General features: G+C 60.7%; 9 protein-coding genes. 3 read left to right on the top strand and 6 right to left on the bottom strand.

The window, feature by feature from the left end:
* The first annotated feature begins 127 nt into the window (after positions 1-127).
* Positions 128-1,585 (top strand): membrane-bound lytic murein transglycosylase MltF, encoded by a 1,458-nt coding sequence (mltF, locus tag AC07W7_RS11505; RefSeq protein ID WP_495039344.1) that lies wholly within the window; start codon positions 128-130, stop codon positions 1,583-1,585.
* Positions 1,586-1,691: 106 nt separating this feature from the next.
* Here the strand turns inward: mltF and AC07W7_RS11500 are convergent, their stop codons facing one another.
* The 5 genes from AC07W7_RS11500 to treP form a co-directional block, all read right to left on the bottom strand.
* Entirely contained in the window at positions 1,692-1,976 is a 285-nt protein-coding gene (locus tag AC07W7_RS11500) for a PTS sugar transporter subunit IIB (RefSeq protein ID WP_495039343.1), read from the bottom strand.
* Positions 1,977-1,978: 2 nt separating this feature from the next.
* Positions 1,979-4,507: a phosphoenolpyruvate--protein phosphotransferase gene (gene ptsP, locus AC07W7_RS11495; protein WP_495039342.1), complete on the bottom strand. Its 2,529-nt coding sequence runs from the start codon at positions 4,505-4,507 to the stop codon at positions 1,979-1,981.
* A gap of 168 nt (positions 4,508-4,675) precedes the next feature.
* The gene (locus AC07W7_RS11490; RefSeq protein ID WP_495039341.1) at positions 4,676-5,896 is read right to left on the bottom strand and encodes a maltoporin; all 1,221 of its coding nucleotides are present in this window, start codon (positions 5,894-5,896) and stop codon (positions 4,676-4,678) included.
* Between the two features lie 73 nt (positions 5,897-5,969).
* Positions 5,970-7,616 (bottom strand): alpha,alpha-phosphotrehalase, encoded by a 1,647-nt coding sequence (gene treC, locus AC07W7_RS11485; RefSeq protein ID WP_495039340.1) that lies wholly within the window; start codon positions 7,614-7,616, stop codon positions 5,970-5,972.
* Between the two features lie 119 nt (positions 7,617-7,735).
* Positions 7,736-9,178 (bottom strand): PTS system trehalose-specific EIIBC component, encoded by a 1,443-nt coding sequence (gene treP / locus AC07W7_RS11480; RefSeq protein ID WP_099170570.1) that lies wholly within the window; start codon positions 9,176-9,178, stop codon positions 7,736-7,738.
* A 198-nt stretch (positions 9,179-9,376) separates the two neighbouring features.
* Between treP and treR the strand changes: the two genes are divergently transcribed.
* Positions 9,377-10,081 (top strand): trehalose operon repressor, encoded by a 705-nt coding sequence (gene treR, locus AC07W7_RS11475; protein WP_197880960.1) that lies wholly within the window; start codon positions 9,377-9,379, stop codon positions 10,079-10,081.
* A gap of 65 nt (positions 10,082-10,146) precedes the next feature.
* A complete protein-coding gene (locus tag AC07W7_RS11470; RefSeq protein ID WP_495039339.1) occupies positions 10,147-13,179 on the top strand; it encodes a membrane-targeted effector domain-containing toxin in 3,033 nt (1,010 codons plus the stop codon).
* A 135-nt stretch (positions 13,180-13,314) separates the two neighbouring features.
* Here AC07W7_RS11470 and AC07W7_RS11465 read toward each other — a convergent pair whose 3' ends face one another.
* Entirely contained in the window at positions 13,315-14,604 is a 1,290-nt protein-coding gene (locus AC07W7_RS11465; protein WP_197880956.1) for an OprD family outer membrane porin, read from the bottom strand.
* Positions 14,605-14,927: the final 323 nt, after the last annotated feature.

The following is a 14,927-nucleotide window of genomic DNA, read 5'->3' as shown; positions in this document are numbered from 1 at the left end:
TTTTAGCCCGCACAATCGCGCCCCAGGCCACGTTTCTGCGGGCTACAGCACAGTTTCGCCAGCGCTAGCAGACAACGCCCATGCTGTCGAGATATGGCGCCGTGGGCCGTTTGCGTATACTGCGCAGATGTTCTCCCCAACTGCTTTGCGCCCGCGATGCGCCAAATGGCTCATCGCCACCGGACTCTTCCTGCTGCTCAGCGCCTGTGTTGATAAGCCCAGCACGCTCGAGCGAATCAAGGAGGATGGCGTATTGCGGGTGATTACCCGAAACAGCCCGGCCACCTATTTCCAGGACCGCAACGGCGAAACCGGTTTTGAATACGAACTGGTCAAGCGCTTTGCCGACGACCTGGGGGTCAAGCTTGAAATCGAGACCGCCGACAACCTCGACGACCTGTTCGGCCAGTTGGGCAAACCCAACGGCCCGGTACTGGCGGCCGCCGGCCTGGTCAGCAGCGAACAGCGCAAACAGCAGGTGCGGTTTTCCCATCCGTACCTGGAAGTCACCCCGCAGATCATCTACCGCAACGGCCAGTCTCGCCCCACCAACGCGGCCGACCTGGTGGGCAAGAAGATCATGGTGCTCAAGGGCAGCACCCATGCCGAACAATTGGCCGCGCTGAAAAAGCAGAATCCTGCGATTGAATACGAAGAGTCCGACGCCGTTGAAGTGGTCGACCTGCTGCGCATGGTCGACGAAGGGCAGATCGACCTGACCCTGGTCGACTCCAATGAAGTGGCGATGAACCAGGTGTACTTCCCCAACGTGCGGGTGGCCTTCGACCTGGGCGACGCCAGCAACCAGAGCTGGGCCGTGGCCGCGGGCGAAGACAACAGCCTGCTCAACGAGGTCAACAGCTACCTCGACAAGGTCGAGAAGAACGGCACCCTGCAGCGCCTCAAGGATCGTTATTACGGGCATGTCGATGTACTGGGCTATGTCGGCGCCTACACCTTTGCCCAGCACTTGCAGCAGCGCCTGCCCAAGTACGAGAAGTTCTTCAAGACCTCGGCCAAGGAAGAAAAGGTCGATTGGCGGCTCTTGGCAGCCATTGGTTACCAGGAGTCGCTGTGGCAACCGGCGGTCACCTCCAAGACCGGCGTGCGCGGCCTGATGATGCTGACCCAGAACACCGCCCAGGCCATGGGCGTGTCCAATCGCCTGGACGCGCGGCAGAGTATCAAGGGGGGCGCCAAGTACCTGGCGATGATCAAGAGCGAATTGGACGACAAGATTCTCGAACCTGATCGCACCTGGTTTGCCCTGGCGGCCTACAACGTCGGCGGGGGCCACCTGGATGACGCACGCAAGCTGGCGCAAAAGGAAGGCCTGAACCCGAACAAATGGCTGGATGTGAAGAAAATGCTGCCGCGCCTGTCGCAGAAGCAGTGGTACAGCAAGACCCGCTACGGTTACGCCCGGGGCGGCGAGCCGGTGCACTTCGTGGCCAACATCCGCCGTTACTACGACATCCTGACCTGGGTAACCCAGCCGCAGTTGGAAGGCAACCAGGTGGTGGAAGGCAACCTGCATGTGCCGGGGGTGGACAAGACCAAGCCGCCGGAAGCCCCGCAGTTGTGATGATCGTTCCCACGCTCCGCGTGGGAATGCATCCAGTGACGCTCCGCGTCACCGGAGCGGACGCAGAGCGTCCACGGCGGCGTACCCACGCAGAGCGTGGGTACGATCAGAGGCCGGTCAGCAGATGCACCACCCCGCCCGCCAGCACCATCACCGCCGCAATCCCCGCCGCCTTCAACGCCACCTCATCCACCCGTGTCGGGTCCTGTAGTTGCACGCGGATGCGGGTCAAGGCCACCCGCTGCTGTGACTTGAGATTACTCGCCCCACCCAACGCACTCAGCACCGCCGGCGCCAGCATCGCGTCAGCCGGCGGCTCGACAATCGCCGTTTCCGCCACCAGGTCCGGGGTCAGGGCTTTCCAGAATGCCCGCTGCAATTTCTCCAACATATTCAGTTCTCCACAACCCATGAGGTTTCCACAGTCGCCGCGTGGTATTGGTTCAAGGCTTCGCGCACCTGGGCGGCCTCTTCCAGGTTCAACACCTGGCGAGCGATCAGTTGGCAATCCGCCAGGTTCAGGTCACGCACCGTGGCCTTGATGCTCGGGATCAACGGCACGCTGACGGACAGCTCATCCACCCCCAGCCCGATCAGCATCGGCACCGCCAGCGTTTCGGACGCCAGCGCGCCACACACCCCCACCCACTTGCCATGGGCATGGGCGGCCTTGACCGTGGTGGCGATCAGGCGCAACACCGCCGGGTGAAAGCTGTCGGCCTGGCTGGCCAGGCGCGGGTGGTCACGGTCCATGGCCAGGGTGTATTGGGTCAGGTCATTGGTGCCGATCGAGAAAAAATCCACATGGGGCGCAAACACATCCGCCATCAAGGCCGCCGACGGCACCTCGATCATGATCCCCAGCTTCGGCAGCTTGGCAAGCCCCAGGGCCGTCGCTTCCTCTTCCAGGATCTGGCGCGCCTGGCGCAGCTCCGACAACAGGCTGACCATCGGCAACATGATATGCAGCCGCGCCAAGCCCGCGCTGGCAAGGATTGCGCGCAACTGCTCGCGCAACAGTTCAGGACGCTCCAGGCACAGGCGAATCCCACGCAGGCCAAGGAATGGGTTGGTCTCGGCCGCCATCGGCACATAGGCCAGGGGTTTGTCGCCACCGACGTCGAGGGTGCGCACCACCAGATTGCGCTCAGGGCCCAGGGCACGGGCAATGGCACTGTAAGTGCCGGCCTGCTCCTCGGGGCTGGGCGCGCGGTTGCGGTCCAGATAGAGGAACTCTGAACGCAGCAGGCCAACGCCTTCGCCGCCAAGGCTTAGGGATTGCTCGACCTCCTGCAATGAGGCGACGTTGGCGGTGACTTCAACGTGATGACCGTCACGGGTGACCGCTGGCAAGGCAGCCTGGGCCACTTCACGCTGACGTCGCAGCATCTGCTGTTGACGCGCCGCCTCCAACTGTTCGATCGCGGCCAGGTTCGGCGCCAGGTGCAGCTCGCCTTTGTCGGCATCGAGCAGCACCTGCTTGCCGTTGACCAGCGTCAGCACCTGCGCCGGCGCCCCACACAGGGCCGGCAGGCCCAGGGCACGGGCGAGGATCGCCACATGGCTGGTGGCACCGCCGCCGACGGTGACAAACCCCAGCACCTTTTGGGGATCCAGGCTGGCGGTTTGCGAAGGGGTCAATTGTTCGGCAATCAGGATCGCGCGTTCGGGCAGGTCCCAAGCGTGCTCCGGGATCCCCAGGATCAGTTTGAGTACGCGCTGGCCGACATCGGCCAGGTCCGCCGCACGCTCGGCGAGCAAGGCATTGCCCAGGCCCTGGAGCATTGCGGCAGTGGCCAGTGTGGCGCGGTTCCAGGCAAAGGCGGCACTCTTGCCTGTGGCGAGCAGGTCATGGGCGTGCTCCAGCAGGGTCGGGTCTTCGAGCAACTCTTGATGGGCGCGGAAGATCTCGGCCTGGGCACTGCCCTGCGCTTTGGCTTGCAGGGTTTGCAGCGCCTGGGTGGCCGCCAGCAGGCCGCGGTCCAGGGCGGCACGCTCGAGCGCCTCTGCGCCGCCGGTTTCGGGAATAGTCAACGCGGGCTCCGCCACCTGCACCACCTGGCCAAATGCCGAACCGGGCGATGCACATACGCCACGCAATACCGTCGCCGACGACAGCGGCGCGACCGCTGCAACCCCCTCGGCCATCCCCGCAACGGTTTCGCCACAGCCCGCCACCAACAACGCGACCAACGCCTGGATCGCCGCCGCCGCATCCGGCCCCGCCGCACTGACTTGCAAGGTATCGCCTCGCACCGTTTGCAAGCCCATGATCGCCACCAGGGACTTGGCGTTGGCGCTCTGGGTTTGCTTGTGCAGGCAGATGCTCGCCTTAAACCCCTTGGCCGCCTGGGCCAGCACCGCCGCCGGACGCGCATGCAAACCGTTGGCATTGGGCAGCGTCAGGGGCTTGGAGAACAGGGCATCGCCCTCCTCCTCGTCATTGGCGGCGCGGACTAGCGGTGCCACACGCAGCAACGGTTGCCCGGTTTCCACCAGGCCGGCGTCCGTCGCCAGCAGCACAAATGGCTCGCCGCTGACCACCAGCATCAGGGTCAACAGGCTGCGGGCATTGAGCGCGATAAAGTCGCCATCAAATTCGATCAACGGCTGCCCCGCCTCGACCCGCTGGCCTTCCTCGACCAGCCGGGTGAAGCCCTTGCCCGCCAGGTTCACGGTATCCAGGCCGATATGCATCAGTACCTGCACGCCATGGTCGTCGGTGACGCTGACCGCATGCCCACTGTCCTGGATAGTGCTGATCACCCCGGCCAGCGGCGCGCAGAGAGTCTGCGAAGTGGGATCGATACACACGCCGTCGCCAATCAGGCGGCTGGAGAACACCGGATCCGGCACCTGGTCCAGGGGCAACAGCACACCCGCCAGGGGCGCCAGCAGTTCCAGGGGTTGAGTTGTGGTCATGACATCACCTGCTGTTGGGTTCTGTAAAAAACATGGGGCTGACTTAGTTCCAAATGTGGGAGCGGGCTTGCTCGCGATGGCGGCATGCCAGCTGATGCATTCGGTGGCTGATACACCGCTATCGCGAGCAAGCCCGCTCCCACATTTAGCTCACCTATAGCCAAGGGCCTATTTCCACCAGTATTCGACCTGCACACCGAAATTGGAGCCGTGCCGCGCGGTGCCGTAGGAGCCGCTGTCGGACAACGTCGAGCCCGCCGCCAGTTCATTGGCCGCGCGCTTGGCCGCTTCGTTCCAGGTGGCATAGGTGTAGTACAAACGCACCTCCGGCCGCGCCCAGAAATCCGGGCCCTTGGGCGACCAGGTCGGGGCGAAGGTGAATTTGCTGAGTTTGCGCGTGCCACCGCTGGCGTCGACCTGATCATGGCCCAGTTCGGCGACCAGCTTGAACTGCTCGCTGATGGCATAGGCCGGGCGTACACCGAGGGACATCCAGGTCTGGTCCTGGCTGCCGGGGCGCACGTCTTTCTGGTACACCGCCTCGACCTGGCCGCCAAAACGCGGGGTCACCTGCCAGTCGAAAAACTCCACCGCGCGGTAGCTTTTGCTGCTGCGCTCCAGGGCGGTATTGCCGGTGTAACCCAGGCCGGTGCCCGGTCCTTCGCCGTACTGCAGGGCGAACTTGTTCCTGCCCCCCAGAAACGGCTTTTGCACATGCTGGGCGGTCAGGGCCCAGCCACTGTGGGTGTCGCGCCCGCCCGCCGGTTCAATGTAGCTCAGGCCCAGCTCCAGCTCGCCGCCGGGGTTGGTCTTGAAGCCAGCGACGTTGAAGTCGTGACGGGTGGCATATTCCTTCTGGTACAGGTTGTCCTTGCGCGACAGGGCGTAGCTGTATTTCAGATCGCCGATCAGCACGTCCTCGATACCGCCGCCGGTGGCGCTCTGGTTCCAGTAGTAGAAGTCGGAAATATGGATGTCATTACGTTTGTAGTAGCGCCGACCGGCCCACAACGAGCCGCCGTTGAGGCTGGGCATGTTCGACCACTGCGCATACATCTGCGGCATGCGCGCCGAGCCGTTGTTCTCGCCCTGGAACTTCAGCTCGCGGTCGTACTGGTTGTACAGCGAGGCCATGGCATCCACGCTCAGCACCGAGCCGTCGTCGAGGGTGAACAGGTCCTGGCGCAATTCCAGCTCGGCATATTGTTCGCATTCGTTGCCCAGGCGGTATTTGGATGGCGCGCCCGGCAGTTGGAAACATTGCTGCGGGCCGCTGCCGGTTGAGGTGCCGGCGCCGCTGCGCAGGTAGCCGGCAAATTCCAGGGCATGGGCCGCCAGGGGCAGGGTCAGGCAGGATGCAACGAGGCCCAGCTTTATTGTTGTTTTCATACAGCGCTCCATTATTTTTTCTTATTTTTTCCCTGTCGGAGCCGGTAAGCCGGCGCCTGAACAGGGGGGTGTTTCAGTCGGTCAGGTGCAGCACAAAAGACTCGTAAGGACGCAAGATGACCGTGTCGGTGCGCACCGGGCAGTCGGGGTAGTTGCTGATCAGCAGGCGTTGCGCGCTCGCCGAGCTAATCACGTTATGAGGCAGCTGGATTTCGCAGGGCTGGCCGTAGAAGTTGTTCAGCACCAACAGGCGCTCACCATGGCCTTCACGCAGGTACGCCCAGACCTTGTCGTGGTCTTGCAGCAGTTGGCGGTAGACACCTTCTTGAATCAGCGGCTCAACGCGCCGCAAGGCGATCAGCGCACGGTAGTGATGCAGCACCGAATCCGGGTCATCCAGCTGGCTCTGGACATTGATCTGCGCCGCATTGGCCGGGATGCCGATCCACGGTTCTGCGCGGCTGAAACCGGCATGGGCCTGGCTGTTCCACTGCATCGGCGTGCGGCCGTTGTCGCGGGATTTCTGCATGATCGCGGCCATGCTCGAGGCCTCGGATTCACCGGCATCGCGCTTGAGGCGGTAGATATTCAGGGTCTCCACATCGCGGTACTGCGAGATGGTGTCGAAGCCCGGATTGGTCATGCCCAGCTCTTCGCCCTGGTACACAAACGGCGTGCCCTGGAGCAAGTGCAAGGCCGTGGCGAGCATCTTGGCCGAGACCACGCGGTACTCGCCGTCATCGCCAAACCGCGAGACCACCCGTGGCTGGTCGTGGTTGCACCAGAACAGCGCGTTCCAGCCGCCACCGGCCTGCATGCCCAGTTGCCAGTCGGACAGAATCTGCTTGAGTTGCTGGAAATCGAAGTCGGCGCGCACCCACTTTTGCAGGTTGGGGTAATCGACTTTCAGGTGATGAAAATTGAAGGTCATCGACAGCTCTTTCGACTCTGGCCGCGAGTAGCGAATGCAATGCTCCAGGCTGGTGGAGGACATCTCGCCGACGTTGATCAGCGCGTGGCCCTCGAACACTTCGCGGTGCATTTCCTGCAGGTACTCGTGCACGTTCGGGCCGTCGGTGTAGAAACGCCGGCCGTCGCTGTTGTCTTCGGGAAAATCCGCCGGTTTGGAGATCAGGTTGATCACGTCCAGGCGAAAGCCCCCCACGCCCTTGTCACGCCAGAAGCGCATGAGTGTGTAGACCTCGGCGCGCACCTTGGGGTTGTCCCAGTTGAGGTCGGCCTGGGTGTGGTCGAACAGGTGCAGGAAGTACTGGCCGGTCTGCGCCTCGTATTCCCAGGCCGAACCGCCGAACTTGGATTGCCAGTTATTCGGCTGGTCGCGCCAGATATAGAAGTCGCGGTACGGGTTGTCGAGGCTGCTGCGCGCCTGCTGGAACCAGGGGTGTTCGATGGAGGTGTGGTTGACCACGATATCGAGCATCAGCTTGATGCCGCGCTTGGCCGCTTCGCTGATCAGCAGGTCGCAGTCGGCCATGGTCCCGTAGCTGGGATCGATGGCGTAGTAGTCGCTGATGTCATAGCCATTGTCGCGCTGGGGCGAGCGCAGGAACGGGGTGATCCACAGGCAATCGACGCCCAGCCACTGGAGGTAGTCGAGTTTGTCCACGATGCCCAGCAGGTCACCGGTGGCGTTACCCGCATGGCTGTGGAAGCTTTTGGGGTAGATCTGGTAGATCACCGAGTGTTGCCAGTTTTGCATGATGGGTTCCTTCAATTGAGTGTTGTAGCGGCCTTGCGGGCCTCATCGCGGGCAAGCCCGGCTCCCACAGTTGAAATGCATTCCTCTGTGGGAGCTGGCTTGCCTGCGATAGCGATCTATCAGGCGACGCGATAACCCGGCCGCACAATTTTCATGCTCAACCCACAGGTCAGAACAAACGGCACCACAATCGCGACGGCCATGCCGATCACAAAGCTTGGGATGTACTGCGGGATGATCGAGATAAAACCAGGCAAGCCGCCAACCCCGATGGCCGAGGCCTGGACCTTGTTCAGCGAGAGGAAAATGCTGCCCAGAGCCGAACCCAGCAACGCGGCATAGAACGGAAACTTGAAGCGCAGATTGACGCCAAACATGGCCGGTTCCGTGATGCCGAAGTAAGCAGAAATCGCCGAAGTCGAGGCCATGCTTTTGTCTCGCGCATTGCGGCTCATGTAGAACACGCCGAGGGCCGCGCTGCCCTGGGCCAGGTTGGACATGACAATCATCGGCCAGATAAACGTGCCGCCCTGGGTCGAGATCAGTTGCAGGTCCACGGCCAGGAACATGTGGTGCATGCCGGTGATCACCAGCGGCGCATACAGCAGGCCGAAAATCGCCCCGCCCACCATTGGCGCCAGGTCAAACAGGGTGACCACGCCTTCGGTGATCAGGATGCCGAGGTGCCGGGTCACCGGGCCGATGATCGCCAGGGCCAGCACGCCGGTGACGACAATGGTGGTGATCGGCACAACCAGCAATTGAATGGCGTTCGGCACCCGCGCCCGCAGCCATTTTTCAATCACGCTCATGACGTAGGCGGCCATCAGGATCGGCAGGATCTGGCCCTGGTAGCCGACCTTCTCGATCTGGAACCAGCCCAGAATATCGAAGTACGGCAGGCTCTGACCGTCGAGCCCAGCCACCGCCTTGCCGTAGTTCCAGGCATTGAGCAGGTCCGGGTGCACCAGCATCAGGCCGAGCACAATGCCGAGGATTTCACTGCCGCCAAAGCGCTTGGCCGCCGACCAGCCCACCAGCGCCGGCAGGAACACAAACGAGGTGTTGGCCATCAGGTTGATCAGGCTCCACAGGCCATCCAGCTTCGGATAGGCCTCCAGCAGCGTCTGGCCCTCGATGAACATGCCCTTGGCGCCCATCAGGTTGTTGATGCCCATCAGCAGGCCGGCAATGATCAGCGCCGGCAGGATCGGCATGAACACGTCGGAAAACACGCGGACCAGGCGTTGCATGGGGTTGGTCTTGTCGCCACCGGCTTTCTTCACGTCGGCAATGGTCGAGGCGGCAAGGCCGGTCTGTTCGCGTAGGGCGGCGTAGACCTTTTCTACCTCGCCGGGGCCGATGACGATCTGGAACAGACCGCCGGTAAAGAACGAGCCCTTGACCAGATCGACCTGGTTGAGCACCGCACTGTTGACCAGGCTCGGGTCCTTGAGGGCCAGGCGCAGGCGGGTCACGCAGTGGGCCGCTTGTTCAAGGTTGTCGCTGCCGCCGAGGCTTTGGAGAATCTCGCGGGCGATGTTGGGGTAATCGTGGCTCATGCTTGGTCTTCCACTTTAGATTCTTGTTATTGGCAGCATGCCGAGGGCAAAAGTACTCGTACAGACGAGTTAAAGCAATAACTCGTCTGTACGAGTTGCAAAAATAGTCGCCCAGCGCTTTCCAAGGCCAATGGACAAAGCCCGCCGCTGCCACTAAGGTTCCTGCCTTGAACGCAAACGCGGCACAGAGCCTTCTCCATGAGTAAATACAACCAGATCTACACCGATCTGCTTGCCAGCATCACCACCGAACGCCTGCAACGCGGCACGCGCCTGCCTTCCGAAACCGAATTGATGGACACCTACCAGGCCAGCCGCGGCACCGTGCGCCGGGCCATCGAGCAATTGCAGGAGCGTGGGTTCGCGCAAAAGATCCATGGCAAGGGCACCTTCGTGCTGTCGCCCAACCCGATCGAATTTCAACTGGGCGGCATCGTCAGCTTCCACGAAACCCACGCCGACCTGGGCGATGACGTCCGCACCGAAGTGGTCGAATTCACCCAACTGCCGCTGGAAGGCTCGCTGCTGCAACATATCGAGGCCGAGCCCGGCACCCTGATTACCCGTATCAAACGGGTGCGGCGCATTGATGGCAAACGGGTGATCCTCGATATCAACCACTTCGTCGCCGACCTGATCCCGGGCCTGGACCAGGCGATTGCCGAGCAATCGATCTACGCGTTTATCGAGCAGACATTGCAGCTGCAAATCAGCTACGCCCAGCGCACCATCGAAGCCCTGCCCCGCAGCAAGGACGACCAGACGCACCTGGACCTCGACGGCCAGAGCCATGTGATCGTGGTGAGCAACCAGACGTTTTTGCAGGACGGGCGGCAGTTCGAGTACACCGAGTCGCGCCATACCCTGGATAAGTTCTACTTCTCCGATATCGCCCGGCGTTAATTATCTACCCACCCCCACGCTGAAGCGCTTGGCATGCTCGCCTCTCCCCCCTCAAGGAGAGCAACATGCCACTTACCGACACCTCCCCCGCCGCCCAGCAACAACTCCAGGCCCTGGCCCCCTTGGTGCTGGATGCCTGCCCGAACATGCAGGCGATGGCCATCGAGGCCGCCCGTGAGATTCTCGCCAGGCATGGCCTGGCGGACCTGGATCCCGACCATGTGTACTGGCATCGCTTCAACGGCAGCGTCAGCGACCCCGCGACCTTTACCGGCTGGAGCCACACTGAAAAACCCCAGCAATCGATGACCCTGACGCAGTTGGTGATTCACCGCTTCGAGGTGCATGACCAGGATAATGCCGACCTGCTCGACGGCGATGGCGGCTTCTACCGCGAGGGGCCCCAGGCGCGGTTATTCGACCAGCACAACGAAGTGCGGCTGTCCGCCAGTGCGGTGCTCAAGGATTTTTGGGCAATCAATTTCAGCGATCGCTACACCCGCCGCCTGGACACATTCTGGAGCGCCCACTTCGACGACTTCCGCACCCTGGCCAAGGTCAACTGCCTGGCCCAGGCCCTGCAAGCGCGACAGGCCGGACACCTCAGCGCGGCACAGTTGCAGACGGTGATCCAGGCCCTCGCCAGCAACCTGCCCTGGCCGCCAACCCTAACCGACCTGCAGTCCACGGCCCCCGCTGCCCACGGGCTGCGCGTGGCGGCGCTGGATATCGGCGGGCATATCGCCACGGATCTCCTGCGCATTGTCGACGGCGATGGCCGGCAAATCCTCTATGTGCCGGGCGAGGCCCAGGCCTTCCACTGTTTCGAGACACCCGCCGACCTGCATTTCTGGCTGCTGAACCAAACCAACCAGCCGGACAACCGCGCACGCTTCATGACTCACTTCCCACTGTCGGCCCAGGTCCAGCAGGACGACACCGACGCCGTGACCTGGAAGCAGATGCTACTGACCCCCGTGCTGATCTATCGCACCGTCCAGGCCCTGGCTGGCACCCTGCCGCCAGACTGGCTGGACAAGGGCCTGTCCCACCAGCTCGACCAGTTGTTTATCGACTGGGGCACCTGGGATCACCACTTGATCAATCAGGCCGACCAGACGATTGAAGGTGATGCGTTCACCTGGCTGGCGCAATCGAGCCAGGCGCGCATGCGCAACGATGCGGATTTCTCCCTGCACAGCAATGGCGACCTGCGCAAGAAACTGTGGATCGGCTACCTGAATGCCTTTGGCCGAACCTTTGGCCCCATGGCCGTGGCGGGCTGGCCGGTAGCCCTGGTAGTGGTGGGCGCCAGCGTGGCCAATCTGGGCCTGAATATCGACCAGGCGCTCAATGGCAAAACCCCGGCCGAACGCCGCGCCGGGGCGCTGGGGGCGATACTCAGCGCCATCGACACCCTGTTCAACCTGGCGTTGCTCAAAGCCGATGGCGTCGTACCGGAAATCGCCGAAACACCCCAGACCCTGGTGATTGAACCCACTCGGCCCACCGTGACATCCGCGCGGCCAGAACCCAGCGTACCCGCCACCTACCAGACCAACCTGCTCCTGGAAGGCGAAACCCTCAACACCGCGCCCGGTAAGTATCACCAGGTCTATACCCTCAGAACCTCCGGCGGTCTGCCGCAGCACGCTATCCTGCTCAACGATGAGGCGTATTACGTGCGCTACGAAGCCGATCCCAACGGCCGTGGTTACTGGGCGATCGTCGACCCCAACCACCCCCATGGTTTTTCCGGCTCGCTGCCGGTGCGCCTGAACGAACTCGGCGAATGGGAACGGGTGTCTGCCAGCAAAGGCCTGAAGGGCGGTGGCGGCAATTCCAGCAAGGCGTCACGCAGAACCGTGCCTTCCCATAGCGCGGAACCGATGACTCCAGCGTCCAACCCACTGCGCAGGGTCACCACGCCGTTCGATACCCCGCCCTCGACTCGCCCGGAAATAAAACGGTGGGCAATGGGCCTGCCTGAAACCCACGTTCACAGCCGCTTCGGGCGCATTGACCGCTTCACTTTCTACTTTGGCGTCAGCCACGAAAAACTGCTGCAATCGGCAAAAGACTTCTTCAACGAACTGCCCTGGACCCGGCTTCCGGCGCGCCCGGACATCCCCGCCTTCGAGCCCGCTACGCCCTTGGATAAAGTGCTCGAACGCCTGCCCGACGACATACCGGGATACGTCATCGGGGAAACCCTGGACCGCGTCACCAGCACCCGCCTGGTACTCGAAAACATGCCCCACTTCGCACGCAAGGGCGTGAAAACCCTGTATTCGAGCCGCCTGCTCAACGACTTTGCCCAGGATGACTTGAACCTCTATTGGCGCACCGGTGAGATGTCCGAAGACCTGGAAAGCTACCTGGGCCGGCTGGGCACCGACCCGGCCGGCCAGTACAACGAACTGGAACTGGTCAAGACCGCCAGGGCCAACGGCATACGCGTGCAGGCCATCGACTGCGCCGCCCATTACAAGTCCCCCACCCCCACCCCCGACCTTGCAGAGCAAGCGATAAGCAACTACCTCGCCCATACCGTTATCCAGGCCGACCAGGCCTTGAATGGCGGCGGCAAATGGTTGCTGCTGACTGGCGCGAGAAACATCAATACCTTCAATGGTTTTGCCGGCATCAGTGAACTGGAAGGCGGTATCGGGCTGCGCGTCGAGGAAGTGCTTGCCGGGCAAGGCAACGATATACGCATCGACCCCGGCATCGACATTGATCGCGACAGCGCACCGGCCCATGCAGACGTGGGCGACAGCTTCGACACCTTGCATGCTGACCTGCGGGTGCAAGTGGAGGCCCCGCTGCTGCACAGGACGCTGGAGCAAAACCGGCGACTGCTGTTTCGCAAGGGCATGTACCTGATCGATGAAAGCCAGGGCCGCTACACCCTGCTGCATCACAGCCGGGCCATGGGGATCCTCAGCACTCCCATCAACCGACTGGCCGATGGCAGCTTTTATATCGAGCGGCCGGCCTGGACTGCCGTGCATAACGTGCACTTCGCCACCCTGGAAAAGCTGTCCAGCGCGCTCACCAACATGGGCTTGAGCCTGCAGTGCCGGCTGCCCGTTTGACGCCACGGCGCGGCAGGCCATAAAACGCCTGCCGCTCACTGGCTAACCATGACAGGCCCAGGCCTAACGTTGTTTAATCGACGGTTGACAAAAGCTGCGGCGAAGACAGGAAGAGCAGCGTGGCGCAATGCTCCATCAAAATATATTGATGGGATACTCTGTAATAACCCTGACCTCATTGAGGTTAGGTGCACCATCGCCACTGAAGCGATGCATCGCATAACGGACCTGCATTGAAAGGTCCTTGAACTGGCCCGCCTGAACTACATATTTAGCCCGAAAATCCTTCTCGCTCTGAGTGGAGGCATTGGCCAGATACCCATAACGGCCATTGGCATCCAGGTGTTTGCCGTCAATATCGTAGCCATAAACATAACGCGCGCCGACAGAAAGCCCCGGGATACCAAGCCCTCTCATATCGTAATTATAGGTAAGCCCCCAAGATTGCTCATTTGGCGAGTTGAAATCACCGTACTGGGATGAGTTCGCCAAATATATCCCGTTGGTATAGCCACCGTCCGAGGTTTTAAGATAATCAAATGGCTGATCGCCACTGATCTTCTGATAAGCCAAGGTGATTTTATGGGTGTCATATGTATAGGTAGAGGCCAGCGACCAAGCCGTAACATTTATAGGTCCCGCAAGCGACGCACCTTCGTTCAATGTCCTATAGATATTAAAATCAAAATTCAATTGCTCTTTCGAGTTTATTTGAACGTTATGATTGGCGTTTGCGTAATACTGTCGCCATATATCTTCCACACGGGAGGCATACACCATGAGCTTGGTATTTTTATCATAGCGGTACTTCAACCCTACATAACTGACATTTCCACCTTCAACCCCAGCATAACCAGCGCTGAACCCGCCATCATGGCGAGTGCTGACATAGCCCTTGCTTGACGTGAAATACCCGGCATCCAATGAAACATTGTCTATCTCATCACTGGCTATATGCCAGCCCCTGGTGGTTATAGGAACCAGCCTGGAGTCGGGCATGGCAAATATGGGAGCATCAGGGCGAAGGTCGCCATATTTGAGGACTGTTTTAGACACACGCACTTTTACTGCCGCGCCTGCAGAACTGGATTCATCCCTGGGTTTATCTCCGTCCAGAGGAAACAGCCCCGAGCCCCTCGGCCCACCATCGAGCTTCAATACGGAGTAAGCAGAAGCATCAATACCTAAACCCACCAAGCCCTGAGTAAATCCCGATGTGTAGTCCAGGCGAAATGATTGCCCCCAGCCCCTGGGATCAAGACCACCATTTTTGACATCACGATTGAAATACATATTTCTCAAGAGCAAATCGAGCGTGCTTTGTTCTAGAAACCCTTCAGTTTTTTCTGAGTTCTCTTCTGCACTTCCCGAGCCCGCAAAACCGAGCAAAAATCCAAATGATACAAAGACATACACCTTCTTCATTATTTTGCCCCTTGGTTTTTAACGTTATAAAAGCCAGCGCATAGGCCAAGGGCACTGTATTAAAAAAACACGACCAAACTCACAGATTGCAAAATTGTAATAACCTTGCAATTTTTTTGATATTCGAGTAACTCGCCGAAGCAGGTGGAGCCCTATGGTCCACTCGCTGTTCACGATTGAAATATTACTGTCGTTTTTAGAGCGTACAGTGCACCAGATCTTTAATCTGGATAACGTTTTTCCATATTGATTTCTGAATATAAATCCACCCACACACCCATTAAATTTTCAGCCATCTGCACAGCCTCCTGAGTGTCTCGTAT

The organism is Pseudomonas sp. GW821-FHT01D09 (assembly GCF_059422465.1).
The sequence above is the reverse complement of the archived record's forward strand: the minus strand, read 5'-3'. Positions and strand labels throughout refer to the sequence as shown.

What these genes read in the sequence shown, in the direction of transcription:
- mltF (WP_495039344.1), top strand. Translation starts at nt 128, where the DNA reads ATGTTCTCCCCAACTGCTTTGCGCCCGCGATGCGCCAAATGGCTCATC.
- AC07W7_RS11500 (WP_495039343.1), bottom strand. Translation starts at nt 1,976, where the DNA reads ATGTTGGAGAAATTGCAGCGGGCATTCTGGAAAGCCCTGACCCCGGAC.
- ptsP (WP_495039342.1), bottom strand. Translation starts at nt 4,507, where the DNA reads ATGACCACAACTCAACCCCTGGAACTGCTGGCGCCCCTGGCGGGTGTG.
- AC07W7_RS11490 (WP_495039341.1), bottom strand. Translation starts at nt 5,896, where the DNA reads ATGAAAACAACAATAAAGCTGGGCCTCGTTGCATCCTGCCTGACCCTG.
- treC (WP_495039340.1), bottom strand. Translation starts at nt 7,616, where the DNA reads ATGCAAAACTGGCAACACTCGGTGATCTACCAGATCTACCCCAAAAGC.
- treP (WP_099170570.1), bottom strand. Translation starts at nt 9,178, where the DNA reads ATGAGCCACGATTACCCCAACATCGCCCGCGAGATTCTCCAAAGCCTC.
- treR (WP_197880960.1), top strand. Translation starts at nt 9,377, where the DNA reads ATGAGTAAATACAACCAGATCTACACCGATCTGCTTGCCAGCATCACC.
- AC07W7_RS11470 (WP_495039339.1), top strand. Translation starts at nt 10,147, where the DNA reads ATGCCACTTACCGACACCTCCCCCGCCGCCCAGCAACAACTCCAGGCC.
- AC07W7_RS11465 (WP_197880956.1), bottom strand. Translation starts at nt 14,604, where the DNA reads ATGAAGAAGGTGTATGTCTTTGTATCATTTGGATTTTTGCTCGGTTTT.